Origin of the sequence: Exiguobacterium sp. J17977, from assembly GCF_018616375.1 — a bacterium.
Classification (GTDB): domain Bacteria; phylum Bacillota; class Bacilli; order Exiguobacteriales; family Exiguobacteriaceae; genus Exiguobacterium; species Exiguobacterium mexicanum.
The window spans coordinates 118561-142106 of the sequence record NZ_JAEQBB010000002.1 but is presented as its reverse complement, the minus strand read 5'-3'; the positions used below and the strand labels follow the sequence as shown (position 1 = coordinate 142106).

Here is a 23546-nt window from a genome sequence, read left to right as displayed (position 1 = left end):
GAGGTGACTTATGAGGCGAGAACGGATGGGTACTTTAGTCGCTCTAACAGTTTTGACAATTGCTTTGACCGGCTGTGGCTCGAACGATTTTCGGACGGATGGGATTGAAGAAGTCCGCGTCTCGGAATCGGACGGATTTAGCAGTTTCCAAGAGCGCGATGTCATCACTTTCGACGAGTCGGAAGCGATTCGAGTGTTCGAAGACATGCTGCGTGAGGCAGACGAACTTCCCGGTGTCGCCAATTCGGTCGGGCCGGAATACGATATTGAGATCCGCTTCGAGGACGGGGAGACGGACCGCTATTACCTCTGGCTGAACGATGATCCCAAATCCGTCAGCAGCCTGTACGACGCGGACGACACAAACATCGGTTACCGCCTCCCGGCGGACGTGACGGAGGAATTGATCAATCTGCTCGAGTCAGGCGACTAAAAAAAGACGCCTGGAATGGCGTCTTACGAGTTGAGGCGGATAAAGCGCTCAATCTTTTGCTCGCTCTTCCGCGCTTGGCGACCGATCCAAATCAGATGACCGGGGCTGTTCAAAATGGTGAGTTGGGCGTGGGGGATGAGCCGCTTCGCATGATGCGCGTGTCGGACCGGCACGGCCTTGTCATTTTTGGAGTGGACGATATACGTCGGGCACGTCACCCCGAGCAGCGCTTCATCGGTCACTTGTTGCCGCAAGTCGAACTGGGCACCGAGACCGAACGCCATTTGGTTCGCGACCCGTTTCAATAAGAAGATATCGTACGGGGTCACTTCGTCACGAATGACATCGAGTGCGAGCAGGCTCGTCGATTGAATCATGCGGGCTGTCGCTTCGAACGGCTGTTTTTGAATCGCCCGGAGGACGAACTTTCTCATCGCGAACTGTAGTGCGATGAACGCCGGTTGGGCGACGTTACGGCTGACGTAGTGCCGATAAGGGAAGTCGACGACACTCGTCACTGCGGCCGCGAGCGTGAGACTGAGCGCATGCTCATTCTGCGACGCAAGCTCGATGGCGGTTGGTCCCCCGGCCGAGATGCCGTACACGTGATACTGATGGATGGCCATGACTTCCATCATGCGACGCAAGCTAGCGGCGAACGCTTGCGGTGAGGCTGAAAATGAGTACGGAGTCTCACCGTAGCCGGGACGGGATGGGACAATGACCCGGAAACCGGACACGACGAGCCGGTCCACATGGTATGGTTCGAGGCTAGACGACTGGGTCCCATGAATCAGGATGATGACCGGACCGTGACCACGGTCCATATATTCGATTTTCGTGCCGTTGACGTGCGCGTAATGTTTCAAAACGGAATGGCCTCCTTAAACCGATTGTAATGGAAAATAACTTTATTTCATGGAAATAACATGCTACTGTCTGTTTATACATATTTTACATAGAGAAATGAAAGGGGATTAAACCGTGAACAACCGAGAACGGTTACTCGAGGTGAGACGGTTTTTCGAACGCCACACAGATGACAATCATCCAAAGACGTTAGAAGACTTGCTCGAATATTTATCTACTATCGGAGATACTTCTAAGTTAGCAAAAAAATCAGTGAAAGACGACATCCAAGCATTGACCGAATCGGGGTTCGAGGTGCAGGATGAACTCGAGAAGAACGGTCTCGCCAAAAAATATTGGCATTCGGCCCGCCTGTTCGAAATTCATGAGCTCCGGATGATGGTCGACGCCATCGTCGCTGCCAAGTTCATCTCGGAGGACGTGACAGAGCGGATCGTCGAGAAACTTCAAAAGCTGACGAGCATCCCGGAAGCGGAGACGCTCCAGTCGATTATCAAGACACCGAAGAAAAAACACGGCCAGATTCCTTACCATATCGACCGCATCCAACGCGCGATTCAGGAACAGAAGGCGATCTCGTTCCAATACACGGACGTCGTCGGTTTTGACGCCACGAAGCGGACGTTCCCGCTCCGCCGTGACGGCGAACGTTACGTCGTCAATCCGATTGACCTCCATTGGAACCATGAGCAGTACTATTTGATCGGCATCGATGAGTCGATCGGGGAGATCCGAAACTATCGCGTCGACCGCATCGTCAACTCGGAAATCGTCGAGGACGACACGCCGCGTTTGAAGCATCATTTGCCGGACGACTACTTCCAAAAGTCGTTCAACATGTACAACGGGCTCGACGAGGAAATCGTCCTCGCCGTCGACGAACGGGTCCTCCCGGTCATCTTCGACAAACTCGGTGAAGACGTCTCAATCACGCAAGACGGTGACCGCTTCCTCATCCGTTTCGATGCGGCCGTCTCCGACGGCTTCGTCTTCTGGCTCTTGTCGCTCGGCACGCAAGTCGAGGTGCTCGAACCGGTGACGCTCCGCGACCATATGCGCGAGACGATCGAGGCGATGGCTGGACGTTACGCGAAGGCGAGCATTCACTGAAACGATTGAAATGAAGGTATGATATACTGCTTGCGACACTTGTAGAAAGGGGACAGGCGGATGTTGAATTGGATGCCATTAATCATTCCGATTGTCGCTGTCATTTTTGTCGCCGTCGTCGCAAGACGCGCCATGAAAATGGACCGAGAAAAATAAACTAGGACGGACATCCTTCTCGTCATGAGGGGGATGTCTTTTCCGTCCAAAAGGAGGAGACCGGTGGATACGATTACCCATACGCTGTTCGGTCTGACGCTCTACGGGGCGGCCGATAAGCGAGAGCTACAACCAAACGAAAAACGGGCCTTGTTCGTCACGACGCTCGTCGGGAGTCAAATCCCAGATAGTGACGTCATCTCACGACTATGGGACACGGAAGGGATGTATCAGATGTGGCACCGCGGCATCACCCACTCGATTTTCCTCGTCCCGTTGTTCGCGCTACTCATTTACATACTCGTACGTCTCTTGTTCAAGGTGACCGATGTCCGCTATTTCTGGTGGGCGCTCTTGTCGGTGTTCATCCATAACACGGCGGACTTGTTCAACGCCTGGGGGACGGGTTACTTCGAACCGTTATCGGATGTCCGGGTCACGTTCGGCGTCATCCCGATCGTTGATTTCGTCTATTGGGGCATTTTCCTCGTCGCCTGGCTGGTCGCACGTCGAACGGACGTCAGGCATACGGTGTATCGCTACGCCTGGGCAGCGATCGTCGTGCACGTCCTGATTCAAAGTACGCAAGGCGCGTACTTATACCAGTCGTATGCCGCCGATCACGACGAGGTGGCGTTGTCGGCCTCGTTCATCCCGACCCAGTTCACTGTGATTACAAAGACCGATGAGGCGGTATCGATTTACAGCGACTCGGTCTATCAAGAACCACAACTCCAGTATGAGTTGACGAGTGCGGAAGATGCCGATTTGAATCCGCTCTTCGCCGAAAATAAAGAAGCGATCACGCTCAAACAGTGGTCCCCGTTCGTGGTCGTCGTCGAGGATGACGAGCGGCTCGGTTTATACGACCCGCGCTTCTTTGACGGCGAGTCGTCATTCCTTTACGAATACATCGAATTGTAGGTGATTCCGTGCGACGTCTCCGGTACTTATTCATTTTCGGTTACGAACAGGCACTCAGCTGTATCTTCCCCGTCGCCATCTTCGGGGCACTCGCGTTGACGAAATGGTTCGACTTTCCCCTCCCACGTTATGACGTGCTGCTCATCTGGTGTCTGCTCGTCCAAGTCGTGCTCGTCAAGACGGGGCTCGAGACGATGGAAGAAGTGAAGGTGATCAGCTGGTTCCACGTCATCGGGCTCGGCCTCGAGCTGTTCAAAGTCCAGATGGGGTCATGGAGCTATCCGGACGAGGCGTTGACGAAAGTTTGGGGCGTCCCGCTCTATGCAGGGTTCATGTATGCGAGCGTCGGTAGCTACGTCGTCCAGTCGTGGCGTCGCCTCGATTTGGAATTTCTCAAGATGCCACCGCCACTCATCGCGTTTGGCCTCGGGATCGCCATCTACTTCAACTTCTTTTGGCACCATATTTGGCTCGATTTGCGCTGGGTGTTGATTGGGCTCGTCTTTCTCGTCTTTGGCCGGGCGATCGTCACGTACCGCCTCGACGACCGTCGCTTCACGATGCCCGTCGTCGTCGCCTTCTTTTTGATCGCCTGCTTCATCTGGTTCGCCGAGAATATCGTCACGTTCTATAACGGTTGGGCGTATCCGAACCAGTTGAGCGGCTGGGCGCTCGTCGACCTCGGCAAGCTGTCGTCGTGGTTCCTGCTCGTCATCATCAGTATCTTGCTCGTGGCGTGGCAGAAACGAAGACAGGAACTCTCATGAAAAACGTGTGCACCCGCTCAGGGTGCACACGTTTTTTGGTTACATCGATGGTTGTTTGGAGCGGGCGACCATATGGACGATGAACACATAGAGCGGGAATGTGAATGTGAGCGCGATGATGAACAGCCCGACGGCCGGACTTGGCCATGCCGCCTCATTTGGAGCGGGGATGATTCGTGTCCATCCGTATGTAAAAAGGAACAGATAAGGAAAATACAATACATAAAGAAAGACGTTCCAAGTAGATGGACGTAGTCGTTGAATGAATCGGATGATCAATTTTGCGGCAACGAGCAAAAGGATGAATAGAAGAAAGCATAAAATCGGCCATGCTGCATCTCTTACAAGTAAAACAAGACGACCACTGTTGGCGAACAGCTGAATCGCAAGGCAGAGTGTAAGCCCAAGTAAGACGGAAATACGATGGATCAGCAGAAATTGTTTCATGTTCTTCTCCTTTATTGAAACGATTATGGATGCGGTCTCGTATAGATAATCGAGGTGATTTAACGTGCTTACACACATTGGGATTTGGCTATTCAGCATAATCTTTACCGTGGCTTCAATCTCATATTTCAACACATGGCGTCGAAAACGTACAGTTCGAACTTTTTTTCAATGGAGTGGATGTCTGTTTTTGGCTGGCTTGGCATTTTCGGTTGCGCTCCCGGATGCATACGACCGGATTAATCGTCAATACATCAAGGAAACTGGACCTTGTTTCATCGTTGAAAATACGTCGCGACGTGGAGGCGTGACGTTGTGGATGAATGGGGAGGCATACAATTTTCGTAGTGCACCGAGTATCCCATACGGGGAGCACATGATGTACGACTGTGAAGTCAGATTAACGGTACAAAATCGAAATGAGGTCAGCTATACCTTATATGATGAGGGCGTCATCGTATTCAACGTGATGGATTGATGTGACTTTAAAGTTATACGCTTAGATTTTAGTGTTTCAAGATGGGTTCATCCGTGATGTGATCGACATACTTAAGAAGAGGCAGTGATTATTATGTTAGATTTGATGGGGTTCTGGTGTATCGCGCTCATGCTTGCCGGTGGGATGACTATGTATTTTGTCCAATGGCAGAAGGAGCGGAAGCTAGGAAAGCTGTTCGCGTCGTTCAGTATGTTAGGACTTGTAGTTCTCGTTTTGCTCATGACGGTCCCCGACACGTATGACCGGATGAGTGGTGAGTACAAAACGGAGACTGGGCCATGTTATGTCGTTGATAATGGCTCAAAAGCCCGCAATATCGATGTTTATGTGAATGATGTCCCGTATGAGACCCGGGTTCGACCTGATATCCGATTCGGTCCGGGAATCGAATACGTTTGTAGAGTTACATTGACACAACAATTAAATACACTCGTCGACTATGAGTTACGGTCTGAAGATGGCGACGTTCTATTTTCGACTTATTAAAGTGTTCCTTTTACGAAGGAATGCTCTTTTGCTCTTTATAAATGAGGGATGTACATGTCAGGTTAAAACACTGCTTAAGTGGTCTCTGCACATAAGAGCAACTTAAGAGTAGCATAATTCATCTCTTTATTTTTTGAATATTGTTATTATTTACAATATTACTGTGATAGAATCAAAAAACATACATATGGATTTTTTTAACTTTAAAAAACAGATAAATGTTTTATTTTGGAGAAAATCATGTCTCAAAAGGAGAGAATCGGATGAATTGGATTGCTCAAAAATCGGCTCAGTTTTTCATCACCATATTTGTATTGATTGCAATCAGTGCCTTGCCTTCACTCGTCGTACAACTCGAGTTCGTGCCCTCAAATTACTGGAACGGAATACAACAACAATTCAGTCAGTTGGCGAAATTAGATGAAATTACATATTACAACGTCACCGCACAACGCGAGTTACCGTTATTACCTGATCTCGCCCCGCTCATGAAAGAGACGGTCATCATCTTTATGACGTCACTCGTCGTCTCGGTCGGGTTTGCGCTGCTGTACGCTTATTTCTTTTATCGGAGCGGGAAACGTGTGCGCACGGTGCTTCAACAAACGAGCCAGACGCTTGAGATGATTCCGGATTTGTTTTGGCTCATCTTCTCGCAATTCCTCGCCATCACGATTTATAAGAAGACGGGGTTCGATCGGATTGAAGTCGCAGGTGGGTTCGCCGAATACATACGCTTTTTGCCGATCGTGACGTTGACGCTCACGATTCTGTTCTTCTTCCTCAAATGGTTGACGAAACATATCCTCGAGGAGGAAGTGTCATTGTTTCTCGAACTGGCACGGGCCAAAGGCGTCCAACCGGCCGCCCTGTTCTGGAGACACTTGCTCCCGAATTTGGTGTATCGCTTCTACCTGTTTTTCCGCTCGAACTTGATTACGGTGCTATCGAGTCTACTCATCATCGAATATTTATTTAACGTGCAAGGGATATTTCGGTTCGCCGTCTATAACCCGGTCATGCCGATTCTGCTCGTCATCTTGTTGGTCGTCTATATTCCGATCTTCATATTAGATTTAGTAGCGGAATGGCTCATCCCGAATGCCTGGAAAGGAGGGATTTGATGCGACGTACGTTACTGCGTGACCCGATTTTCATGATTGGATTCGTGATTTTTGTCAGCTTGCTGTTACTCAGTATTGGCAATACCGTATTCCGTGATGGCCAAGTCGATCAATTTTTGAACCGTTACTCCGACGAAGGTCGACTGATTGGCATTCCACCACTCGAACCGTCTAAAGACCAGTGGCTCGGTACCGACCGGGCCGGGAACGACTTGTTCCAGATGATGATTGAAGGCTTTAAGTGGACGGTAGGTATTTGTGCGACCGTAGCGCTCGGACGTATTGCGATTGGGCTATTGATTGGGATTCCACTCGCGTTTCGCGGGGGGCGCGTGAACCGATTGTTTAAAATGGTGTTAGATGGATTCCTAATTCTACCGATTTCCCTTCTTGCCATGATGATGCTATTTTCGTCCCTGTCGTTCGCAGACTCGACGATGGTGCCACCGCTAGTTGATCGCGTGACGCTTCAATTGACGGTCTTCGTGTTGCTCGGTCTACCTGCCGTAACGCTGTACCTGATTACAGAAATCCGGCAGTTGCTCCAACAAGAGTTTATGATTGTCGCCGAGACGTTAGGCGGCAGCGTCTGGCATCGAGTGAGGCGACACCTGTGGCCGCACCTCGTCCCGACGATGGTCATCGTCTTCATGCAGCAATTCGTGCAAACACTGATGTTGCTCATTCACCTGTCCTTGTTCGGCGTCTTTTTCGGAGGGACCATTTACTTATTCGAAGGTGTGATGCCGACACTGTTTGAATGGTCGTCGATGTTCGGCTATTATTTCAAGCAGTTCACGGCGACGACCTGGATGACGAGTCACATGTTCCTCGTCCCTGCGATTGGATTGTCGATGCTCGTCTTCCTCAGTAACTTGCTGACGAGCCGCCTCGAGCGGGCGTTCCGGTTACGACGCCAAGAGGCGGTCGTCACGGAAGAGACTATATCTCAAGCCGAGGCAGCAGCTGCGTCACTCGCGGATCCGTTCACACTCGTGCATGCGGATGGTAAACTTCAACAGAACAGTAAGCCTAGTTGATATGGCGCAATTTCCACACGTTTCGTATTCCACACGTTTCGTAGGCTGATTCAAAACTTAGCTCACAACGAATCGGGTCTATCATGGGTAGTCGCCACAGCAAGCAGTACAGTAGAAAGAGGATTTCATCGAATGTATATCGAATGAAGTGATGCGAATGGTCGTTTGTAAGGCATGTCTTTTAGTGCCGACCATCTGATGCATCGAAGGAATTCATTTTAAAGGAGATCATGACATGGAATCAAATACTGTAACTGTGACATCAATTGTGGACGCACCGATTGACAAAGTATGGCGACTTTGGACAGAACCTGACCATATTAAACAGTGGAATCATGCATCCGAAGATTGGCATACGACGGAAGCAGAGAATGACTTGAGAGCCGGAGGAAAGTTTCGGAGTCGGATGGAGGCCAAAGATAAAAGTATAGGCTTCGATTTCGAAGGTGTATATGAGGAAGTTCAAGTCAATCAACTCATTCAATATCGCCTCGAAGACGACCGGAAAGTAACAATTTCATTTGTTTCGGAAGGTGAGCAAACAAAAGTGGTCGAGACGTTTGACGCTGAATCGATGAATCCGCTTGAGTTGCAGCGTCAAGGTTGGCAGGCAATTCTTGATAATTTCGCAAAGTACGTTAGAACACAATAAATTGAAGACACGCTGTGTACATGTTGGAATCGAAACGTATACAGTGTGTCTCTTCTTTAATTATATGAGGTGACTATTGAATGGATAGTATCATATTCGATTTGGATGGGACACTATGGGATCCGATTGATACGGTGTTGGCAGCTTGGAACAGTCGTATGCATGAACTCCAGGTGAAGCGTGAACCACTGACACGAATGGAATTTGCAGGCACGATGGGTTTACAAATGGATGAGATCAGCCGACAGTTCTTTCCGGGTTTAGCGGATGAAGAAAGGAGGCAAATCGTTAATCAGTGCTGTAGGTTTGAACAGACAATGCTGAAAGAACGGGGCGGTCATCTTTACGCGGATGTGGAACAAGTCTTAGAAATCCTCTCTCTAAGGTACAAACTCTATATCGTCAGCAACTGTGAAGATGGATACATAGAATCGTTATATCACTTTCATGGGCTCAATCGTTATTTTTCTGATTACGAGAACCCTGGTCGTACGGGGCTCTCAAAGGGCGGTAACATCAATCTGATTATGGAGCGAAACAATCTTTTAAGTCCAATCTATGTAGGGGACACGGAAGGTGATCTGGTGGCGGCGAGATATGCGGGAATCCCGTTTGTCTATGCCAGCTATGGTTTCGGGTCAGTCCATGAATATGAGCATAGGATTGAGACATTTGCTGACCTACTGGACATCCGATGAGTTTCATATGGAGACGACAAACATCAAGACGTTCGCACTCGCGTTTATTGTTATTTATGTCGTAATCAGCCTTCCGGCAATGTTGGGAATCGGCTATGTCATTGATTGGATTCCAGAAGCATCGGTATTTCAAAAAATAAAGGGATATACGATTGAAGGTCTTGCGAACAACTATCTATTCAAATCAGTCGTTTCAGGCATTATCAGTGTGCTTATTCAGTCCTATTTCTATAAAGGTTGGAAACAGTAAGGTAGACGATTCGTTATGAAGTATTGAATGAAATCAAACAAATTATTAATCGACCAATTCAAAGATTTTTCTAGAAGTGACTTATCGCTCAGGACCACCAACGTATTTCGTTTTTCCATCCCAAAAATCATTAAGATGATTCCACCATTTTAGTGATTCTTGATGCAAATACTCATGAAATACATTCGTCTCTCTTCCGGCGTATAGTAATTTGTTTTGCATATCTTCCAATAATCCGATTGTCACAGCTTCTTTAACATAAGGGTCACCAGTTGTGTGCAACAATTCAATAATATGAAACACAGCCGGAAACTCCTTCAACTTACTTTGTCTATACAAGTCAACGATGTGCGCAGCAAAATCAGCAAAATCGATATACAGTAACTGCTCATCACCGGTCTCATAATTGTCTTCAATATATTCATTCCATCGATTTTTATAGGAAGGGCACGCTTGTAGAAATAGTTCCATTACTTCGCTTTTAGCGATTTCTTTTTTCATAGTTTTCCCTCGTTGATAATATTGTGTAAAGGAATGATTCAAGGTGCTTCTCGTTCGTGTCAGTCGTCAATCACATCTTCCCCAGCTTGCCGCAGTTTCTCAAGCGATTCAAGCATATGCGCGATCACATCGTCAGGGTGGCGCTCCCACGCCCCGAGTTCGGCTACGACTTTGAGCGGGGCGTGGGAACGATACGACCGGGTCGGATTGCCAGGGAAGCGTTTGTCCGTCAAGTTCGGGTCATTCTCGAAGTCGCCCGTCGGTTCGACGAGATAGATGCGCTCACGAGCCTCACCGCTCGCAAGTTCGGCACCCCATTTGGCTGCGTCGAGGGTGGCCGTGAAATAGATGTAGTTCGACTGCTTGTCTTGATAGTTCGAGCGTCGCTTCGGTTCAAGCAAGTCCCCTAGCTTCAGTTCGGCTTTCGTGCCGTGGAAAAACGGGCCCGGGTCGAGCGGTCTCTTGTCATCAGTCATGCTTCATCTCTCCTTCAGTCAGGTTGTCTTCACAGTATAGTGGATGAATTTAGGAGAAGATAGTCTGTTTTTGGCTCGTGAATCGCGATATAATAAAGACGGGAAGAGCGATAGGCTCTTCCTTTTTCATTACTTCGAATTCAAAGCTGTTTTCGAAACGAATAGCTCGTGATGGCGTAGTCCATCTTGTCTGTATAAAAGCGGTGCGCCTCTGTCCGGGCAAGTCCGGACTCGAGGGCGACGTATTTAGCACCAAGGTCGCGGGCGTATTCGTGAACGAAGTGAAGCAGCATCTCACCATATCCCTTCGAGCGATGGTTCATGCACGTCACGAGGTCGTAAATGAAAACGTGCTTCTCGAGATAGAGATTGACACGTACCTCAATCCCCGCGAGTGAGACGATTGTATCGTCGGCGTATAACGCATACAGTTCATAGCCTTGCGGTCGCATGGCGGAGACGAGCTCGAGATAGGCCTCGAGCGTCAGGTCGGTGCGCAGTTGGTTCATGACAAGGAACGAGTCATCGAGTTCGCGTGGCGACTCGATTGATTTGATGGAATAGATGGTCGATGGAATGGGAATCATGCCTCCTTGAGGTGATGTTGCATGTAGATTTCGCTTTTATAAGTCAGGATTCCTTTGCATACTTATAAAGCATAGAAAGGACAGATACATCGTGAAACATGCGTTAGTGATTGGCGGCAGCGGGATGCTGGCGGGGGCGGCCCTTTGGTTAGCGGAGATCGGGTATCACGTATCCATCATCGGACGGGATGCAAAGAAAATGAGCCGATTGACCAAACGATTGCCAGATCGGCTGTCTGCCATATTGGTCGACTATCGGGACGACTTGCGTCTCAAGGAAGCACTGCGACGTCCGATGGCGATTCACGGAGACTTCGATCTGGTCGTTGCCTGGATTCATTCGGACGCAACTGACGCCTTGCCGTGTGTGTTGTCAGTATTGCGCGGTGGCACGGACGTGTTCCATGTCCTCGGGAGCCGCTCCAACTCAAGCGATGTGAGAAACGGGCTGACAATCCCTGAAGACGTCCGTTATCACCAAGTGCAACTCGGCTATCAGGTCGTAAAGGGGCAGCGCCGCTGGTTGACGCATGAAGAGATTGCTAGAGGCGTGGTCGAAGCGATTCAAGGAAATAAGACGTATCATGCTGTCGGCATGATCGAGAACGAATCGGTATAAAATGGATTTGATCGGAGGCGGCGTTCGTAGAGATGGCAGAGGTGAAGTTTATAATGAAGTTGGCACGACATGAAGAATTTTTTAAAAACGTTTGTCGGGTGTCTCGACTTGGGGAGTTGAGAAGTCGGCCGACCGCCGTATCAGGTGGATTGTTGCATGATATGTATCAGATTGAGACCGACAGCGGGAAGTACGCGATCAAGCTGTTGAATCCGCAAATTATGAACCGTCCTGAGGCGCTCCAAAATTTTATAAATTCAGAGCGGATTGCCAACCTCGCCATGAAAAGACTTCCTGCGTTAGCGGCCCACATTGTAGACGGTGAGTCGATTCAAACGTCTGACGGACATTTTTATCTCGTCTTCGATTGGATGGACGGGAAGAGTTTCTCGCCCGATGAGATACAACCGTTTCATTGTGAGCGAATCGGAGACATCTTGGCAACCCTTCATAGCCTGGAGGACACAAAGGTTCTCGTGTCTGTTGAAGCGGAGGACGAAGAAAAAGAAATTGACTGGAATTTCTATGTACAGAAAGGGATTAAACAGCAAGCCGAGTGGGTCGAACGCTTACGAAACACCATCGAAGACTTGTATACGTGGCATCGTCAGGCCGTCCAATCGTCAAGCCTGTTCACGACAAACCGTGTCATCAGCCATCGCGACTTGGATTCGAAAAATGTGTTGTGGCATGACGACCGTCCGCTTGTCATCGACTGGGAGTCGGCCGGTTCGATTCATCCGATGCATGATTTGATGGAGACGGCACTCTATTGGTCGCTAGATGAGGCGGGCATCGTAGACCGGACCAAATTCTTTTCATGTATACAAGCATATGAACAACAACGAGGACGAAGCGATGTGGATTGGCGACGTGTCTTATGGTATGGCTATCTCGGGAAGTTGAACTGGCTGGAGTACAACTTGAAACGGTCCCTTCAGATCGAGAGTGCGAGCCGTGTGGACCAAGCCACGGGCACGAGCCAAGTCGTCGTAACAATCGAGGATTTACATATATATGCCGCACAGATTCCCCGGTTACTGAGCTGGTTACGTCAAGAAACATAAACATTCGCATTGAGGAGCTGTCAGCAATAATGAGAATTCTAATCGGACAACCAAAGATGGAGCAACACTTAGAGCAATTCACTCGAGACATCATCGCGCATCCTGATGTGGACTTGGTGTTGTATCCAGAAGGCTATTGTCAATACACACATTTGGATGAGGTCAAGGAGCTCGCGAAGACGTTTCAGACAGTGGTTGTGATGGGCTATCGGAATGAGCAGAACGTGGACAGGGCCCTCATCATCGACAAACGAGGAGAGACGGTGTTGGACCGTGCCAAGACTCCGGAAACGATGCCGCTGTTCATGCCTTCAACCGTGGAGGATGACGGTCGCCGATACGGGTATGTGCTCTGTCGAGAAATCTTTATGGGGCTGGACGGACTCAAATCGGAAGAACCCATCCAAATCATCTTCAATCCAATCGGCGTCGGCATGTTCAGTGAAGAACAGTACACTGACTGGTCTGGAGAAGCGAAGCAAATCGCGAGGCATCAACGCTCCATCATTCTCGGGACGAGCCACGCCGACGGGTCGTACCGAAACTGTGGATTTTCGATTCCGATGGCGTATTACTTTGATAAGACGGGTGAGCCCGTATTGCTGTCGAAAAACGATACGCGTACGCGGATTGTCGATACGGAAGAGAAGACCGTCGTCGTGCTTGAAGGTTCGCTCCCATGTCACTGACTCAAACGATTCAAACGACCGGTGTGTCTGCGTTGAAAGCCGTGCTCTTTGATTTGGATGGCACGCTGCTGAACCGGGATGAATCCGTGCGTCGGTTCATCCATGACCAGTATACAAGACTGAAGGGACATCTGACCGGCATCGAAGAACGAGATTATGTCACCCGTTTCATCGAACTCGACCATCACGGCTATCGATGGAAAGATGCGGTGTATGACCAGTTGATTCAGGAGTTTGAGATTAGCGGCATCACTCGACAAGAACTGCTCGATGACTATGTGAACCGGTTTCAGCATTTCTGCGTCGCGTTCCCGAATCTAAAACCGATGCTAAGCGCCTTGAAAGCGCGTGGTCTTCGACTCGGCATCATCACGAACGGATCTGGCGAATTTCAAATGAAGTCAATCCGTGGTCTAGGTATTCACGACTATTTCGATTGCATTCTCGTCTCTGAATGGGAAGGTATGAAAAAGCCAGACCCCGAACTGTTTCAACGGGCCCTTGAGCGATTAGACGTTACGCCAGGAACTGCCATGTTCGTCGGGGACCATGCGCTCCATGACATTCAAGCAGCCAAACGAGTCGGCATGCGGACGGTTTGGAAACGGAACGACCGCTGGGAGGAGTCTGATGCAGGTGCCGACGAGTCGATTGACGATTTGTCCGAGTTGATTGTGATGCGATGAATTGATCTTTAGGAGAGGAAGGTGCTGTATGCCGTTAGATGTAGCATTTATCGAGGAGCGGATGGAATTTCATCGCGTGCCGGGGTGTAGTATCGCCTGGCTTGAACATGGGCAACTGCTGGACTCTAAACAGTTCGGCACGGTAGCGACGGAGAGCGGTCAACCCGTGACGGCGGACACGCGCTTCAATGCCTGCTCGATGAGTAAGTTTCTGACCGGTGTCCTCGTTATGAAGTTGGTCGAAGCGGGTCAGTTAGCGTTAGATGTTCCGGTGAATGACCGGCTCGTCTCGTGGCAACTAAAGGATGTTGTCACGACACCATCCGAGGTGACGTTGCGTCAGTTGTTGCGTCATGAGTCTGGAATCATCGATGCGACGGAAAGTTTTGGAGAACTCGATGTCACGTTCGGACGTCCGTCGATGACCGCTTTGTTGAACGGAGACACGCCGTATCACGACGGACCGGTTCAGGTGACTGGCGAGCCGGGCCAAGCGTTTCACTATTCGGACGCCGGATTTTGTGTGATTCAACTGTTGATTGAGGACGTCATGAAGCGCCCGTTCGCGGATGTGATGCGTGACGAGCTGTTCGTCCCGCTCGGTATGCATGCGAGTGGATATGACTTGGAGGTGGAGCGTGTGACGTTCGCGAGCGGCCACGACAAGCACGGCCATCCCGTCGCCCCCATCATCCCGCATTATCCATATCCAGCGGCGGCCGGTCTATGGACGACGACAGAGGATTTGTCGCGCGTCGTCGTCGAACTGATGGAGGCGGTGAAAGGGAACAGTCGCGAACTGTCTGCTTGGGCGGTAGAAGACATGCTGTCTGGTTCGGCGTCGAACCCGTTCATCGGACTCGGTGTCTTTCTCGATGGGAAACAGGAGCGGCGTGAGCTATCGTCGCTCGGCTGGGGAATCGGTTTTCAAAGCATGCTCGTGGCGTACCCGTACATCGGAAAATCACTGATCATCATGACAAATGCAGAATTAGGGGTACACCAAATGGATGGTCTGATTGGGGAGATATTTCGCGTGACATTCAACTGAATGCGGACATGTTCGCAATGATTTCGTCGACGACCGCATTGCCATTTTCTCGATTCACGTCATAGAACGTATCCTCAAACATCAACGACACATGTTCACCGTTTTGGAGCTCGTACTGTTCGAGTAACGGATGAATCCGGTCATGGACGACGCGGACGGCCTCTGGGGACGTATACGGGTAGATGATGGCGAACGTGTCCAGGGCGATGCGATACTTATGATCTGTTCGTCTCGTGGCCAGATGGAGCTCGTCGCTGAAGTAGTTCAAGAACCATTCATATTCGGTCCGTCCATAGCGCTCCTCGAAATGTCTCAGTTCTTGGATTTGAATGAACGACACCGCGAAGGCGTCCCCATGGCGAATGAGGCGATCGCGTTCTGCATTCAAGTCCATCTGAAACCGTTCGGCGTTATCGAGCCACGTCTCAGGATCGACGGCCACGAGCTGACGGGCCCGCTCCTCTAACTCGAGCTGTGACAGCTGCACGTTCTTCACGAGTTGATGAACGAGGCCGGACAAGACGGACATGACCATCAGCAGAATCGTAAAACTGATGCCTCTGCCGTTGAAAAACTGAACGTTTCCTGCTTCATAGATGGACGCGAACCATCGGAAATAGATGAACAAAAAGAGGAGGAGCGTGACAGACAGGGTCAGCCCGGCCCGCATCCCGAAGATGAGGGATGATAAGACGATGGCGGGTAAAATCAAATAGCCGAGAAGGCCGGTGTTACTTTCGGACAAAAGGATAGTGAACGCCATCGTGCCGATCATCATACAAGCGATGAGCCCGAACAAATAAAACGATTCATTGTTCCATAGCTTCATGTTCAACCCTCCATTTGTTTCGAATCGGCTCGCCATGAGCCACCTCCTCAATTACCCGCTATATGTGGGGAGTAACCAATCAAAGATGTCCTTACCTTCATTATAGAATATCAGATTGAAACGACGAGCTCATTTTTCGAATCGGGGCGAGTGCGTTCTTCGTGATTAAGTAAACGACACCACCGGCCTTTTGTTCCGGTGGTGTCGTCAGTTATGGCGCTAAGTTGGTCTGGCCGTCATGAATCAACGTGCCAATCGATGCACCCGAACAGATTCGCTTCATCGCGCCCGTCTCTTCAAAGTCGAACACATGGACCGGAAGATGATTGTCTCGCGCGAGGAGCAGTGCCGATTGATCCATCACCTTTAAGTCATGGCGCAACACATCGTTATAGTGGAGCGACGTATACTGTTTCACCGTGCTCGAAAGATTCGGGTCATCCGTATAGACGCCGGAGATTCCGTTCTTCGCGACGAACAGGGCGTCACAGTGCATCTCAACCGCGCGCTGTACCGCCGGATAGTCTGTCGAGACGAATGGTTGTCCGTTACCTCCTGCGAAGATGAGGACATACCCTTTAGTCAGATGGGTGAGCGCCTTCAGTCGAATATACGGCTCGGCCATACTCGGAATCGGCATGGCCGTCATGACCCGAACTTCGCGGTCGGTCTTGCTCTTCAAGACACCGCGCAGCATCAAGCTGTTGATGACGGTGCCGAGTGTGCCGATATTGTCGGCCTCGACGCGGTCGATGGCCCATGCGTCGGCCATATTGCCTCGGAAGATGTTCCCTCCGCCAATCATCAGAGAGACGTTGATGCCCATGTCAATCAATGACAGGATTTCAGCCGCAATTTGATTGAGGTTGTGTGCATCGAAATTTGAGTTGTCCTCGCCGGCGATGGCCGCCCCGCTCAACTTGATGAGCACGCTCTGATAGTTGTTCATCGTTACACTCCCTTTCCGATTCCAAATCTCCAAAATTATATAGGTTTTTCAATTAATTAGCAATAGTTTTAACGTATCCGTTATAATGGTGAATGAGTAAATGAGGAATGCAAGACGATGTACTCCAAGAGGGGGCGAAGCATATGAAATTATGGTTTGGCGCGGCGGGCATTTGTTTTGATGAGAATCAGCGGGTGTTGATGGTGAGGAATCGAGATGTGAACGGATGGAGCGTCCCGTCAGGTGGAATCGAAAACGATGAAACGGCCGAGGCATGTTGTGTCCGCGAGTTGAGGGAGGAGACGGGCTATACAGCCAACGAAGTCATGCGTCTCTCGACGAAACAGAAAGTCAGTGACGGTTATCAGATTCAGACGGTGTATTTTCTTCTCACGCTGGATGAATCGATTGCCAGGGGGCGGATTGACCGTGACATTATGGAAGTGGAATGGATCTCGCTCGATACGTTGCAGGAAGTAGACCACTTGTATCCGGAAGATGTCCAGCTCATTCTCGATACGCACGGGTTGTATGTACAGCAAATCAATCTCACAGACTCTCATAAAAGAAACCAGCCACTCGAGACGTGAATCTCGAGTGGCTGGTTTTTTGACCAGTAGCAGTTATCAAGTCAGCTCATTTTTTAAACAACGCCGTCCATAGTGCCGAGACCCCAAAGACGTCTTCAGTACGGTCGGCCTGTCGCATCTTGCGAATCTCGACTTCCTCGAACGAATGGAAGATGGACCGAAGTTTTTCAGGCGTAAAGCCAAGACCGCCGCTCAGGCTTCTTCGGCGATATACTTCCCAGTCCGTGATATCTGAACCGCCGAGCTCACCACCTTCCACGAAGCACGTGATCGCAAAGTGACCGCCTGGCTTTAACGTTTTCCAGACTAAATCGATATACTGTTTTCTTCGATGCGGTGCGATATGGTGAAAACATCCTGAATCGTAGATGACGTCGTATGCGGAATCATCTAGTTTCAAATCAAACAGATTGTCATGGATGAAGTTCACGTCCACTTGTTGCTCAAGGGCACGTTCTTTGGCCCATTCAATCGACGTGATGGACAAATCGACGGCATCGACCGTACATCCGGTCTCGGCAAAATAGATGGCGTTGCGGCCAGGACCGCTTCCTAACTCCAATACATGACCAGACGTCAGAATATCCCGCTCAAAATAGCTGACCAAGTTCTCATCCGGCTTGTTCACAAAGAAGGGAATGCCCTTGTCTCGATCTGCGTAAAACGAGTCCCAAAATTCACTAGGTTCCCTCAACAGGGAGTCCAACATATTCAATAAATCTTCTTCAGTTCGAATCGTCTCTTTCATGGTATCCCTCGCTTTTATCGTCTCATTACTACTCCTTAATTATACGATTTTTTCCAAATGTGAAGATGTCAGGGACATGACATTCAAGTTAATTCCTATTGGATTTGAAGGTAGTAGATGGTCTTGCAAATCGTTTGTAAAGGGCTCAGGGATGAGCGTCTAGCTTGTGATTTCAATTTCCATGTCATCCATTGCAGTTTGTTCACAATCGATTAGATAAAGGTTTTTGAAAGTGTGAGGTGAATGACTTGATAGCGATAATTCCTAATTATTACAACTATTATAATTATGTTACAAATAAGGTGCATTAGAATTATGAGACATTCTCTTCAACGACGACCGCCTCATACAGTCCTCGTTTCGAACGTTCTAGCACGACCCGAACCGTGACCAAGCCGACGAGTAAGAAGGCGAGCGAGAAGGCGACATACGTCGAGCGAATCCCGACATATTCAGCGAGGAGACCGATGCCGAACGTCAACCCGATAATCAAGACGGACTCCGCTACGTTGATCACTCCGGAGAAGCGGCCCATCAGGTCGGTCGGGACATTGTTTTGATAGAACGACAAGAAGCCGGTGTTCGCGAACGACAAGGCGAATGTGAGCAGGAAGAATCCGACGGCTGCAACCACGAATGACTCGGAGAAGGCGAAAACGAGATAGCCGACAGGCGTGAGGATGGCACCGAAACTGATTAGAAACGGTAACGTCATCCGAGCACTGAACGTCGCATTGATGATGGATCCTGCGATAATCCCGCCTCCGGCGACACTGACGAGAAAGCCGTAGCGGCTCTCAGAGAAGCCGAGCACTTGCGTCGCGAACGACGCCTCCAGTGAGTCGAGCCCCGACATGAAAATCGTCATGACGCAGAATAGACCATAGACGAGTGTCACGTAACGCATGGTCGACGCGAATCGGACGACCGTCTTCCAGTCCTCGATAATCATGCGCAGGCTCAATACCTCGACCTCGTCGCTACCGGTGAACAATGTCGGTAGAAGTGAGAGAATCCCGACGGACGCGAGCAACGCCAACGCGTTCAACTGGATGGCGAACGTCGGTGTGCCGATCATGAACAACAATCCCGCGATAGCCGGGCCTAAGATGAACCCGGCCGATTGGACGAAGTTCTTGAGCGCGCTGAACCGTTGCCGGTCACCGCTCGGGACGAGCTTCGTCATATAGACGAGGGAGGCCGATTCGAAGACGGAGCTCGCGACATTCAAGACAAACACGAGCACATAAATGAGCGCGAGTGAGTCGATGAATGCGAGACTGAAGACGACAATAGCGCGGAGCGCATCCAGCCACATCATCAAGCGACGCGTATCGGTGCGGTCGATGACCGAGCCTGACCAAACGTTCGCGCATAGTGCCGCGAGCGGGACGAGGATGTAGAGGACAGACACGGCGAACGGTGATTGCGTCATCTCGAGGACAATCAAGTTGAGGGCGATGAAGTACACCCAGGCGCCGAGGTGCGAGATACCGACACCAGCAAGTAAAAGTAAAGGTTGTTTCCAAGTACGCATATCCAACGTCCCCGTTCAAAAGTAGATTTTGAACAGTATGTCACAAAAATGATTGATACACCAGAAAAATCCAAATGATTTCAAAATTTTATGGATTTGATTATCCGGCTTGCTCACTTTCCATAGATTGGACAAAGAGGCTGCGATATACTTTTTGATAGAGCCAGATGGCCGTCGTCCCGAATGCGATATAGACGACCGCCATTAGGAGCGGTGGAATCCATCCATACAACGAGACGCTCACGGCGCCGATGAGCAGGGCGCCCCGATAGCGGAGCCCATTGACGGCAAGGTATTGGCTACGCTTTGATTCGTCCATGAGCCGTGCGAGTAGCGCCTGGTGAATCGGGACGTACAATAGCTCCCCGAGCGTGAACACGAACGTGCCGACGAGCATCGTGACGACAGAATCGCTGACGAGGAGCATGGCGAATCCAGCACTGAACAAAACGACCCCGGTATATAACACCGAGCGCTCATTGAACGGCTTCGTCCATTTCAAGACGAGAAAGCTGAACAAGAGCACGAGCACCGTGTTCTCGCTCCGCAACACACCGAGCAACATCGTCCCTTCGAACGGGATGCCAAACAGCGATTCAGGCGTCGTGAACGTGTCCACGAGATGAACGGCGAGATAGTGGGTCAACTGCAGCTCGAGCGACAACGTCAACACACCGGCAATTAAATATGCGGTGAATAACCGGTCGCGAAACACGATCGCGTAGCCCTGATAGAGCTCGCGCCAAGAAAGAGGGGACGTGTCCGGTTGCGGTCGGTACGTATCGTTCAATCGCATCCGAATCAACAGTAAGCATCCAAACGATGCCAGCGCCGCGCCAACCAAGAGGTCGAACAGATGCGCTTGGAACAGGAAGCCACCGGCGATGCTGCCGACGACGATGGAGATGTTGAGCGTCCAGTAACTGAGCGCGTACAAGAATTTACGATTATCGCTCGTACTGTCATCAATCAAAATCGCCTCGTTCGCCGGTGTGACGATGCCGCTGACGATGTTGTTCATCAAAAAGAAGATGAACGTCAGTGTCGGGGCGGTCAAAAATGAGGAGTTGCAGAGCGCCATGCCGACGAGGCTGATGAAGCGGAGGCGTTCCCCGGAGATGAGCACATGTTTGCGGCTATAGCGATCGGACCAAGCGCCGCCATACAAACTGCCGATGAAGGACAGCACGGTCGTCATTAAAATCATGACGCCGGCAAGCGTCACCCCGAACTGTTGGGCAAAGTAAATCGTCATGAACGGGAAAATGGCCGCTTGTGTCAATTTTTGAATGAAGTTGATCGTGATTCTGATTTTTAAATTGGGATGTAACGAGTGGAACATATGGTCACCTGGCTTTCATCGAATTGTCGACCTGTGATCGGTCTACTTCGATTATGGAAGGTGAGGCGGCTTGCGTCGTATCGAGAATTGCGCAATTGGACCGCAATAATAGGAGGGTCATCATGCAACTAAAGTTGGAGTTACCGAATGTGGGCATTCATGTCAGGAATGAACGAAGTGGATGGCGAGAGGACGTGGTCGAGACGGCCAGGCATCGATTGACCGTGACGCTCTCTGGGAAGATAGGTGTTTGTGTCGGATTGCGGGACTTTCGATTACAGGACGGTGAGACAATCTTATGTGGCCCAGAGATACAATGCCGGCGTTTCGTCACGAGTGAACAGGCCACGTTCGTGACAATGGACTTCGACAAGCATGAGTTCGAGAGTTGGTGGCAACAGTCGAGCGGAGAGGATACACCGGTCACATTTCAAGAGTTGACGACAATCGTACCTGAGACGTTGAAACGTCATATCAACATGTGGATGTGCGATTTTCTTGAGGACGGAGATGCGACGCTTGAGCGTGACATCTACGCATTTCTCAAGACGTTCGTCGCGGAACGTTCTGCGTTCAGCGAAAACGAATCATATGACGCCGTCTTCTCGTATATCGAACAAAATGTAGCGACGGTCATCCGCATTGAAGAATTGAGCCGATTGGCGAACCAGAGCAAATATCAGTTCATCCGCAATTTCAATGCGTTGACCGGATACACCCCGTATCAATACATCACCCGATTGCGGCTCCAGAAGGCGAAACACCTGTTGCGCTATTCGAATTTGAATTTGCTCGAGGTGAGCATCGCCGTCGGGTTCAGCAGCCCGGCCCAATTGAACAAGCATTTCGCCGACTGGGTCGGTTGCAAGCCGGCACGGTTCCGGGAGAACAAAGGGCATCGGGTCGAGACGACTTAACGGGCATTGCGTGCGAAGTGGGTCGTGATTGATTGCGGCACGTCCTCGAGCGATCCGGTCAATTGGGTAACGTGCGGCAAATGATAGAACGTGCTCGTCGTCTCAACATCGTCGAAGCGATTTGTAACGTCATGGATGAACACGGGAACACCTGCACCGAGGGCGATTCCGAGCTCGACATGGCTGCTGTTGCCGGCCGGAAGCAAGATGACGACGAAGTCCGACGCCTTGATCGCCTCGAACTCGCTCGTGCCGATGGCTCGCAAGCCTTCAATCGACGTGGCGCGGTCGTTCGTCGTCCAGTCGTATGTATGGGTGTGACCGTCGTTGATGAGATGATCGCGCAACGCTCTGACCTGTTCGATGTTTGCGAAGCGTGAGCCGATATAGAAGTTCATATGACTCCTCCTAGAGTATGTTATTTTGTTTGATTCATATTGAAGGTGAATCCTCACCATAGCACAATTGCTTCTAGTATCCGTACGGACAAAGGCCCAATCCAATTCGGGGAGAACAAAAGATAAACGATGGACATGAAAAGGCTCGTGCCGCAGATCATGACTGCTTGAAAACGACGCGTAATGCTATTTCCGCTCACGGATTGACTCGATCGAATCGTGTCACCGCGAGTTCATGGATGACGAGCAACAAAATCGCGATGAAAAAGACGAGCAAGGCCACGTATTCCGGATTGACGTTCAGGAAGTAATTGAGCCCGAACAGTGGTGTCACGAACAGGATGTAGAGCGGATACTGAATCGCAAACAAGGCGTCCAATAGCACGAGGTCATAGACGTATGACTCGAAACTGATTAAGGTGAACACGGTCACATTTGCGAATAAAATAGCCACAATCAACAGTTTGGCGACACGATTCCGTAATAAACACGTCCCGAACATGCATACGAGCAGTAAGCCGGATGCGACCGCATGAATCGGCTGAATCGTCGCGTCAGGGAACATGATGGATGGAATGAGGTTCACGATAAATGCGAGTACATAAAGCGATGACAAGACGATGAGGCATTTCTTTGGATTGCCCATCAGGACACCCCTTTCTTGACGAGGGTTATATTTACATTTACTTACAAGTGTAATTTTACACTAAAGGTATAGGATGTCAAGATAGATAGGTGAAGTCAGACCAAAAGAAAGAAAGGTGGAATGACAATGACAACAGATGAATTGAAAGCACTATTGCCGGCGGAAGAGGTCGAAATCAAGCTCGAAGATATGGAAGGGTTGCCTCGTTTCGCATTCATCAACGAGAGCGCTCGTTTCGAGGAAGTACAGGAGGAGTATCAAGACGACGAGGAGCCATGGCCGGACGGGCTCTACGTCATCGGGTATGAGGACTTTTTAGGGGACCCCATTTGTGTGAACATCGAGACGAATCACGTCGTCATCGTCAGTCATGAGACGTTCGAAGCGGAGGAGACGTTGTCGACTTCCGTCAAGGATTGGTTACGGTAAGATGGGCGGGCCATTGTTTGAACAGCACG

Annotated in this window: 30 protein-coding genes; 18 read left to right on the top strand and 12 right to left on the bottom strand. The window is 50.1% G+C overall.

Annotation, left to right across the window (positions count from 1 at the left end; genetic code table 11):
* Positions 1 to 25 precede the first annotated feature (25 nt).
* Complete coding sequence (locus tag KNO58_RS04245) at positions 26 to 433, top strand: YhfM domain-containing protein (RefSeq protein WP_214752040.1); 408 nt, start codon at positions 26 to 28, stop codon at positions 431 to 433.
* A gap of 23 nt (positions 434 to 456) precedes the next feature.
* Here the strand turns inward: KNO58_RS04245 and KNO58_RS04240 are convergent, their stop codons facing one another.
* The gene (locus tag KNO58_RS04240) at positions 457 to 1302 is read right to left on the bottom strand and encodes an alpha/beta fold hydrolase (RefSeq protein WP_214752039.1); all 846 of its coding nucleotides are present in this window, start codon (positions 1300 to 1302) and stop codon (positions 457 to 459) included.
* A 115-nt stretch (positions 1303 to 1417) separates the two neighbouring features.
* Between KNO58_RS04240 and KNO58_RS04235 the strand changes: the two genes are divergently transcribed.
* The 3 genes from KNO58_RS04235 to KNO58_RS04225 all read left to right on the top strand — a co-directional run bounded on the left by KNO58_RS04235 (position 1418) and on the right by KNO58_RS04225 (position 4260).
* Positions 1418 to 2413, top strand: a complete 996-nt coding sequence (locus KNO58_RS04235) for a helix-turn-helix transcriptional regulator (protein ID WP_214752038.1) — start codon at positions 1418 to 1420, stop codon at positions 2411 to 2413.
* Between the two features lie 219 nt (positions 2414 to 2632).
* The gene (locus tag KNO58_RS04230; protein WP_214752037.1) at positions 2633 to 3493 is read left to right on the top strand and encodes a metal-dependent hydrolase; all 861 of its coding nucleotides are present in this window, start codon (positions 2633 to 2635) and stop codon (positions 3491 to 3493) included.
* An 8-nt stretch (positions 3494 to 3501) separates the two neighbouring features.
* Entirely contained in the window at positions 3502 to 4260 is a 759-nt protein-coding gene (locus tag KNO58_RS04225) for a DUF817 domain-containing protein (RefSeq protein ID WP_214752036.1), read from the top strand.
* A gap of 39 nt (positions 4261 to 4299) precedes the next feature.
* On the opposite strand, the gene KNO58_RS04220 is transcribed toward KNO58_RS04225, so the two are convergent.
* Entirely contained in the window at positions 4300 to 4707 is a 408-nt protein-coding gene (locus tag KNO58_RS04220) for a hypothetical protein (RefSeq protein WP_214752035.1), read from the bottom strand.
* Between the two features lie 571 nt (positions 4708 to 5278).
* On the opposite strand from KNO58_RS04220, the gene KNO58_RS04215 reads away from it, so the two are divergent.
* From KNO58_RS04215 to KNO58_RS04190, 6 genes are all read left to right on the top strand, one after another.
* A complete protein-coding gene (locus KNO58_RS04215) occupies positions 5279 to 5692 on the top strand; it encodes a hypothetical protein (protein ID WP_214752034.1) in 414 nt (137 codons plus the stop codon).
* Positions 5693 to 5955: 263 nt separating this feature from the next.
* Positions 5956 to 6816, top strand: a complete 861-nt coding sequence (locus KNO58_RS04210; RefSeq protein WP_214752033.1) for an ABC transporter permease subunit — start codon at positions 5956 to 5958, stop codon at positions 6814 to 6816.
* Positions 6816 to 7856 carry an ABC transporter permease gene (locus tag KNO58_RS04205; RefSeq protein WP_214752032.1) on the top strand — a complete coding sequence of 347 codons (1041 nt, stop codon included), beginning with the start codon at positions 6816 to 6818 and terminating at the stop codon, positions 7854 to 7856. Before KNO58_RS04210 ends, KNO58_RS04205 begins: the two co-directional genes overlap by 1 nt.
* A gap of 235 nt (positions 7857 to 8091) precedes the next feature.
* The gene (locus tag KNO58_RS04200) at positions 8092 to 8508 is read left to right on the top strand and encodes an SRPBCC family protein (RefSeq protein ID WP_214752031.1); all 417 of its coding nucleotides are present in this window, start codon (positions 8092 to 8094) and stop codon (positions 8506 to 8508) included.
* An 80-nt stretch (positions 8509 to 8588) separates the two neighbouring features.
* On the top strand, positions 8589 to 9206 hold the full coding sequence (locus KNO58_RS04195; RefSeq protein ID WP_214752030.1) for an HAD family hydrolase: 618 nt from the start codon (positions 8589 to 8591) through the stop codon (positions 9204 to 9206).
* A 7-nt stretch (positions 9207 to 9213) separates the two neighbouring features.
* Positions 9214 to 9456, top strand: a complete 243-nt coding sequence (locus KNO58_RS04190; protein ID WP_214752029.1) for a hypothetical protein — start codon at positions 9214 to 9216, stop codon at positions 9454 to 9456.
* Between the two features lie 81 nt (positions 9457 to 9537).
* Here KNO58_RS04190 and KNO58_RS04185 read toward each other — a convergent pair whose 3' ends face one another.
* The 3 genes from KNO58_RS04185 to KNO58_RS04175 form a co-directional block, all read right to left on the bottom strand.
* Positions 9538 to 9957, bottom strand: coding sequence for a DUF7674 family protein (locus tag KNO58_RS04185; RefSeq protein WP_214752028.1), 420 nt, complete (start codon positions 9955 to 9957; stop codon positions 9538 to 9540).
* 59 nt (positions 9958 to 10016) lie between these two features.
* Positions 10017 to 10433, bottom strand: coding sequence for an NAD(+)--rifampin ADP-ribosyltransferase (gene arr, locus KNO58_RS04180; RefSeq protein ID WP_214752027.1), 417 nt, complete (start codon positions 10431 to 10433; stop codon positions 10017 to 10019).
* Between the two features lie 140 nt (positions 10434 to 10573).
* Positions 10574 to 11020, bottom strand: a complete 447-nt coding sequence (locus KNO58_RS04175; protein WP_312845890.1) for a GNAT family N-acetyltransferase — start codon at positions 11018 to 11020, stop codon at positions 10574 to 10576.
* A 91-nt stretch (positions 11021 to 11111) separates the two neighbouring features.
* Between KNO58_RS04175 and KNO58_RS04170 the strand changes: the two genes are divergently transcribed.
* Genes KNO58_RS04170 through KNO58_RS04150 form a run of 5 tightly spaced genes read left to right on the top strand, consistent with a single transcriptional unit; the run spans position 11112 to position 15132 of the window.
* The gene (locus KNO58_RS04170) at positions 11112 to 11639 is read left to right on the top strand and encodes a Rossmann-fold NAD(P)-binding domain-containing protein (RefSeq protein ID WP_214752026.1); all 528 of its coding nucleotides are present in this window, start codon (positions 11112 to 11114) and stop codon (positions 11637 to 11639) included.
* 53 nt (positions 11640 to 11692) lie between these two features.
* A complete protein-coding gene (locus KNO58_RS04165; protein WP_214752025.1) occupies positions 11693 to 12706 on the top strand; it encodes a phosphotransferase in 1014 nt (337 codons plus the stop codon).
* Positions 12707 to 12735: 29 nt separating this feature from the next.
* Positions 12736 to 13395, top strand: coding sequence for a hypothetical protein (locus KNO58_RS04160; RefSeq protein WP_214752024.1), 660 nt, complete (start codon positions 12736 to 12738; stop codon positions 13393 to 13395).
* Positions 13386 to 14081: an HAD family hydrolase gene (locus KNO58_RS04155; RefSeq protein WP_214752023.1), complete on the top strand. Its 696-nt coding sequence runs from the start codon at positions 13386 to 13388 to the stop codon at positions 14079 to 14081. Before KNO58_RS04160 ends, KNO58_RS04155 begins: the two co-directional genes overlap by 10 nt.
* Positions 14082 to 14109: 28 nt before the next feature.
* Positions 14110 to 15132: a serine hydrolase domain-containing protein gene (locus KNO58_RS04150; protein ID WP_214752022.1), complete on the top strand. Its 1023-nt coding sequence runs from the start codon at positions 14110 to 14112 to the stop codon at positions 15130 to 15132.
* Here KNO58_RS04150 and KNO58_RS04145 read toward each other — a convergent pair.
* Both KNO58_RS04145 and pyrH read right to left on the bottom strand, forming a co-directional pair.
* A complete protein-coding gene (locus KNO58_RS04145; protein WP_214752021.1) occupies positions 15125 to 15961 on the bottom strand; it encodes a GGDEF domain-containing protein in 837 nt (278 codons plus the stop codon). The two genes, KNO58_RS04150 and KNO58_RS04145, sit on opposite strands and share 8 nt — an antisense overlap.
* Positions 15962 to 16172: 211 nt before the next feature.
* Positions 16173 to 16910 (bottom strand): UMP kinase, encoded by a 738-nt coding sequence (gene pyrH, locus KNO58_RS04140; protein ID WP_214752020.1) that lies wholly within the window; start codon positions 16908 to 16910, stop codon positions 16173 to 16175.
* Between the two features lie 143 nt (positions 16911 to 17053).
* On the opposite strand from pyrH, the gene KNO58_RS04135 reads away from it, so the two are divergent.
* Positions 17054 to 17500 carry an NUDIX hydrolase gene (locus KNO58_RS04135; protein ID WP_214752019.1) on the top strand — a complete coding sequence of 149 codons (447 nt, stop codon included), beginning with the start codon at positions 17054 to 17056 and terminating at the stop codon, positions 17498 to 17500.
* A 46-nt stretch (positions 17501 to 17546) separates the two neighbouring features.
* On the opposite strand, the gene KNO58_RS04130 is transcribed toward KNO58_RS04135, so the two are convergent.
* The 3 genes from KNO58_RS04130 to KNO58_RS04120 all read right to left on the bottom strand — a co-directional run bounded on the left by KNO58_RS04130 (position 17547) and on the right by KNO58_RS04120 (position 21127).
* Positions 17547 to 18248: a class I SAM-dependent methyltransferase gene (locus tag KNO58_RS04130; protein ID WP_214752018.1), complete on the bottom strand. Its 702-nt coding sequence runs from the start codon at positions 18246 to 18248 to the stop codon at positions 17547 to 17549.
* Positions 18249 to 18561: 313 nt separating this feature from the next.
* Positions 18562 to 19785 carry an MFS transporter gene (locus KNO58_RS04125; RefSeq protein ID WP_214752017.1) on the bottom strand — a complete coding sequence of 408 codons (1224 nt, stop codon included), beginning with the start codon at positions 19783 to 19785 and terminating at the stop codon, positions 18562 to 18564.
* Positions 19786 to 19885: 100 nt separating this feature from the next.
* Positions 19886 to 21127, bottom strand: coding sequence for an MFS transporter (locus KNO58_RS04120; protein ID WP_214752016.1), 1242 nt, complete (start codon positions 21125 to 21127; stop codon positions 19886 to 19888).
* A 122-nt stretch (positions 21128 to 21249) separates the two neighbouring features.
* On the opposite strand from KNO58_RS04120, the gene KNO58_RS04115 reads away from it, so the two are divergent.
* Positions 21250 to 22044: a helix-turn-helix domain-containing protein gene (locus tag KNO58_RS04115; protein ID WP_214752015.1), complete on the top strand. Its 795-nt coding sequence runs from the start codon at positions 21250 to 21252 to the stop codon at positions 22042 to 22044.
* Here the strand turns inward: KNO58_RS04115 and KNO58_RS04110 are convergent.
* Together KNO58_RS04110 and KNO58_RS04105 are read right to left on the bottom strand one after the other, a co-directional pair.
* On the bottom strand, positions 22041 to 22442 hold the full coding sequence (locus KNO58_RS04110) for a group-specific protein (protein ID WP_214752014.1): 402 nt from the start codon (positions 22440 to 22442) through the stop codon (positions 22041 to 22043). The genes KNO58_RS04115 and KNO58_RS04110 overlap by 4 nt on opposite strands.
* 196 nt (positions 22443 to 22638) lie before the next feature.
* Positions 22639 to 23088, bottom strand: coding sequence for a hypothetical protein (locus tag KNO58_RS04105; protein WP_214752013.1), 450 nt, complete (start codon positions 23086 to 23088; stop codon positions 22639 to 22641).
* 126 nt (positions 23089 to 23214) lie between these two features.
* On the opposite strand from KNO58_RS04105, the gene KNO58_RS04100 reads away from it, so the two are divergent.
* Entirely contained in the window at positions 23215 to 23517 is a 303-nt protein-coding gene (locus KNO58_RS04100; protein WP_214752012.1) for a hypothetical protein, read from the top strand.
* Positions 23518 to 23546 lie beyond the last annotated feature (29 nt).

Excerpts from the sequence above, each read along its gene's own strand:
- KNO58_RS04220 (WP_214752035.1), bottom strand. The coding sequence starts at position 4,707 with ATGAAACAATTTCTGCTGATCCATCGTATTTCCGTCTTACTTGGGCTT.
- KNO58_RS04100 (WP_214752012.1), top strand. The coding sequence starts at position 23,215 with ATGACAACAGATGAATTGAAAGCACTATTGCCGGCGGAAGAGGTCGAA.
- pyrH (WP_214752020.1), bottom strand. The coding sequence starts at position 16,910 with ATGAACAACTATCAGAGCGTGCTCATCAAGTTGAGCGGGGCGGCCATC.
- KNO58_RS04245 (WP_214752040.1), top strand. The coding sequence starts at position 26 with ATGGGTACTTTAGTCGCTCTAACAGTTTTGACAATTGCTTTGACCGGC.
- arr (WP_214752027.1), bottom strand. The coding sequence starts at position 10,433 with ATGACTGATGACAAGAGACCGCTCGACCCGGGCCCGTTTTTCCACGGC.
- KNO58_RS04155 (WP_214752023.1), top strand. The coding sequence starts at position 13,386 with ATGTCACTGACTCAAACGATTCAAACGACCGGTGTGTCTGCGTTGAAA.
- KNO58_RS04150 (WP_214752022.1), top strand. The coding sequence starts at position 14,110 with ATGCCGTTAGATGTAGCATTTATCGAGGAGCGGATGGAATTTCATCGC.
- KNO58_RS04175 (WP_312845890.1), bottom strand. The coding sequence starts at position 11,020 with ATGATTCCCATTCCATCGACCATCTATTCCATCAAATCAATCGAGTCG.
- KNO58_RS04145 (WP_214752021.1), bottom strand. The coding sequence starts at position 15,961 with ATGAAGCTATGGAACAATGAATCGTTTTATTTGTTCGGGCTCATCGCT.
- KNO58_RS04135 (WP_214752019.1), top strand. The coding sequence starts at position 17,054 with ATGAAATTATGGTTTGGCGCGGCGGGCATTTGTTTTGATGAGAATCAG.
- KNO58_RS04165 (WP_214752025.1), top strand. The coding sequence starts at position 11,693 with ATGAAGTTGGCACGACATGAAGAATTTTTTAAAAACGTTTGTCGGGTG.
- KNO58_RS04115 (WP_214752015.1), top strand. The coding sequence starts at position 21,250 with ATGCAACTAAAGTTGGAGTTACCGAATGTGGGCATTCATGTCAGGAAT.
- KNO58_RS04125 (WP_214752017.1), bottom strand. The coding sequence starts at position 19,785 with ATGCGTACTTGGAAACAACCTTTACTTTTACTTGCTGGTGTCGGTATC.
- KNO58_RS04195 (WP_214752030.1), top strand. The coding sequence starts at position 8,589 with ATGGATAGTATCATATTCGATTTGGATGGGACACTATGGGATCCGATT.
- KNO58_RS04215 (WP_214752034.1), top strand. The coding sequence starts at position 5,279 with ATGTTAGATTTGATGGGGTTCTGGTGTATCGCGCTCATGCTTGCCGGT.
- KNO58_RS04120 (WP_214752016.1), bottom strand. The coding sequence starts at position 21,127 with ATGTTCCACTCGTTACATCCCAATTTAAAAATCAGAATCACGATCAAC.
- KNO58_RS04210 (WP_214752033.1), top strand. The coding sequence starts at position 5,956 with ATGAATTGGATTGCTCAAAAATCGGCTCAGTTTTTCATCACCATATTT.
- KNO58_RS04160 (WP_214752024.1), top strand. The coding sequence starts at position 12,736 with ATGAGAATTCTAATCGGACAACCAAAGATGGAGCAACACTTAGAGCAA.
- KNO58_RS04105 (WP_214752013.1), bottom strand. The coding sequence starts at position 23,088 with ATGGGCAATCCAAAGAAATGCCTCATCGTCTTGTCATCGCTTTATGTA.
- KNO58_RS04185 (WP_214752028.1), bottom strand. The coding sequence starts at position 9,957 with ATGAAAAAAGAAATCGCTAAAAGCGAAGTAATGGAACTATTTCTACAA.
- KNO58_RS04130 (WP_214752018.1), bottom strand. The coding sequence starts at position 18,248 with ATGAAAGAGACGATTCGAACTGAAGAAGATTTATTGAATATGTTGGAC.
- KNO58_RS04205 (WP_214752032.1), top strand. The coding sequence starts at position 6,816 with ATGCGACGTACGTTACTGCGTGACCCGATTTTCATGATTGGATTCGTG.
- KNO58_RS04200 (WP_214752031.1), top strand. The coding sequence starts at position 8,092 with ATGGAATCAAATACTGTAACTGTGACATCAATTGTGGACGCACCGATT.
- KNO58_RS04190 (WP_214752029.1), top strand. The coding sequence starts at position 9,214 with ATGGAGACGACAAACATCAAGACGTTCGCACTCGCGTTTATTGTTATT.
- KNO58_RS04110 (WP_214752014.1), bottom strand. The coding sequence starts at position 22,442 with ATGAACTTCTATATCGGCTCACGCTTCGCAAACATCGAACAGGTCAGA.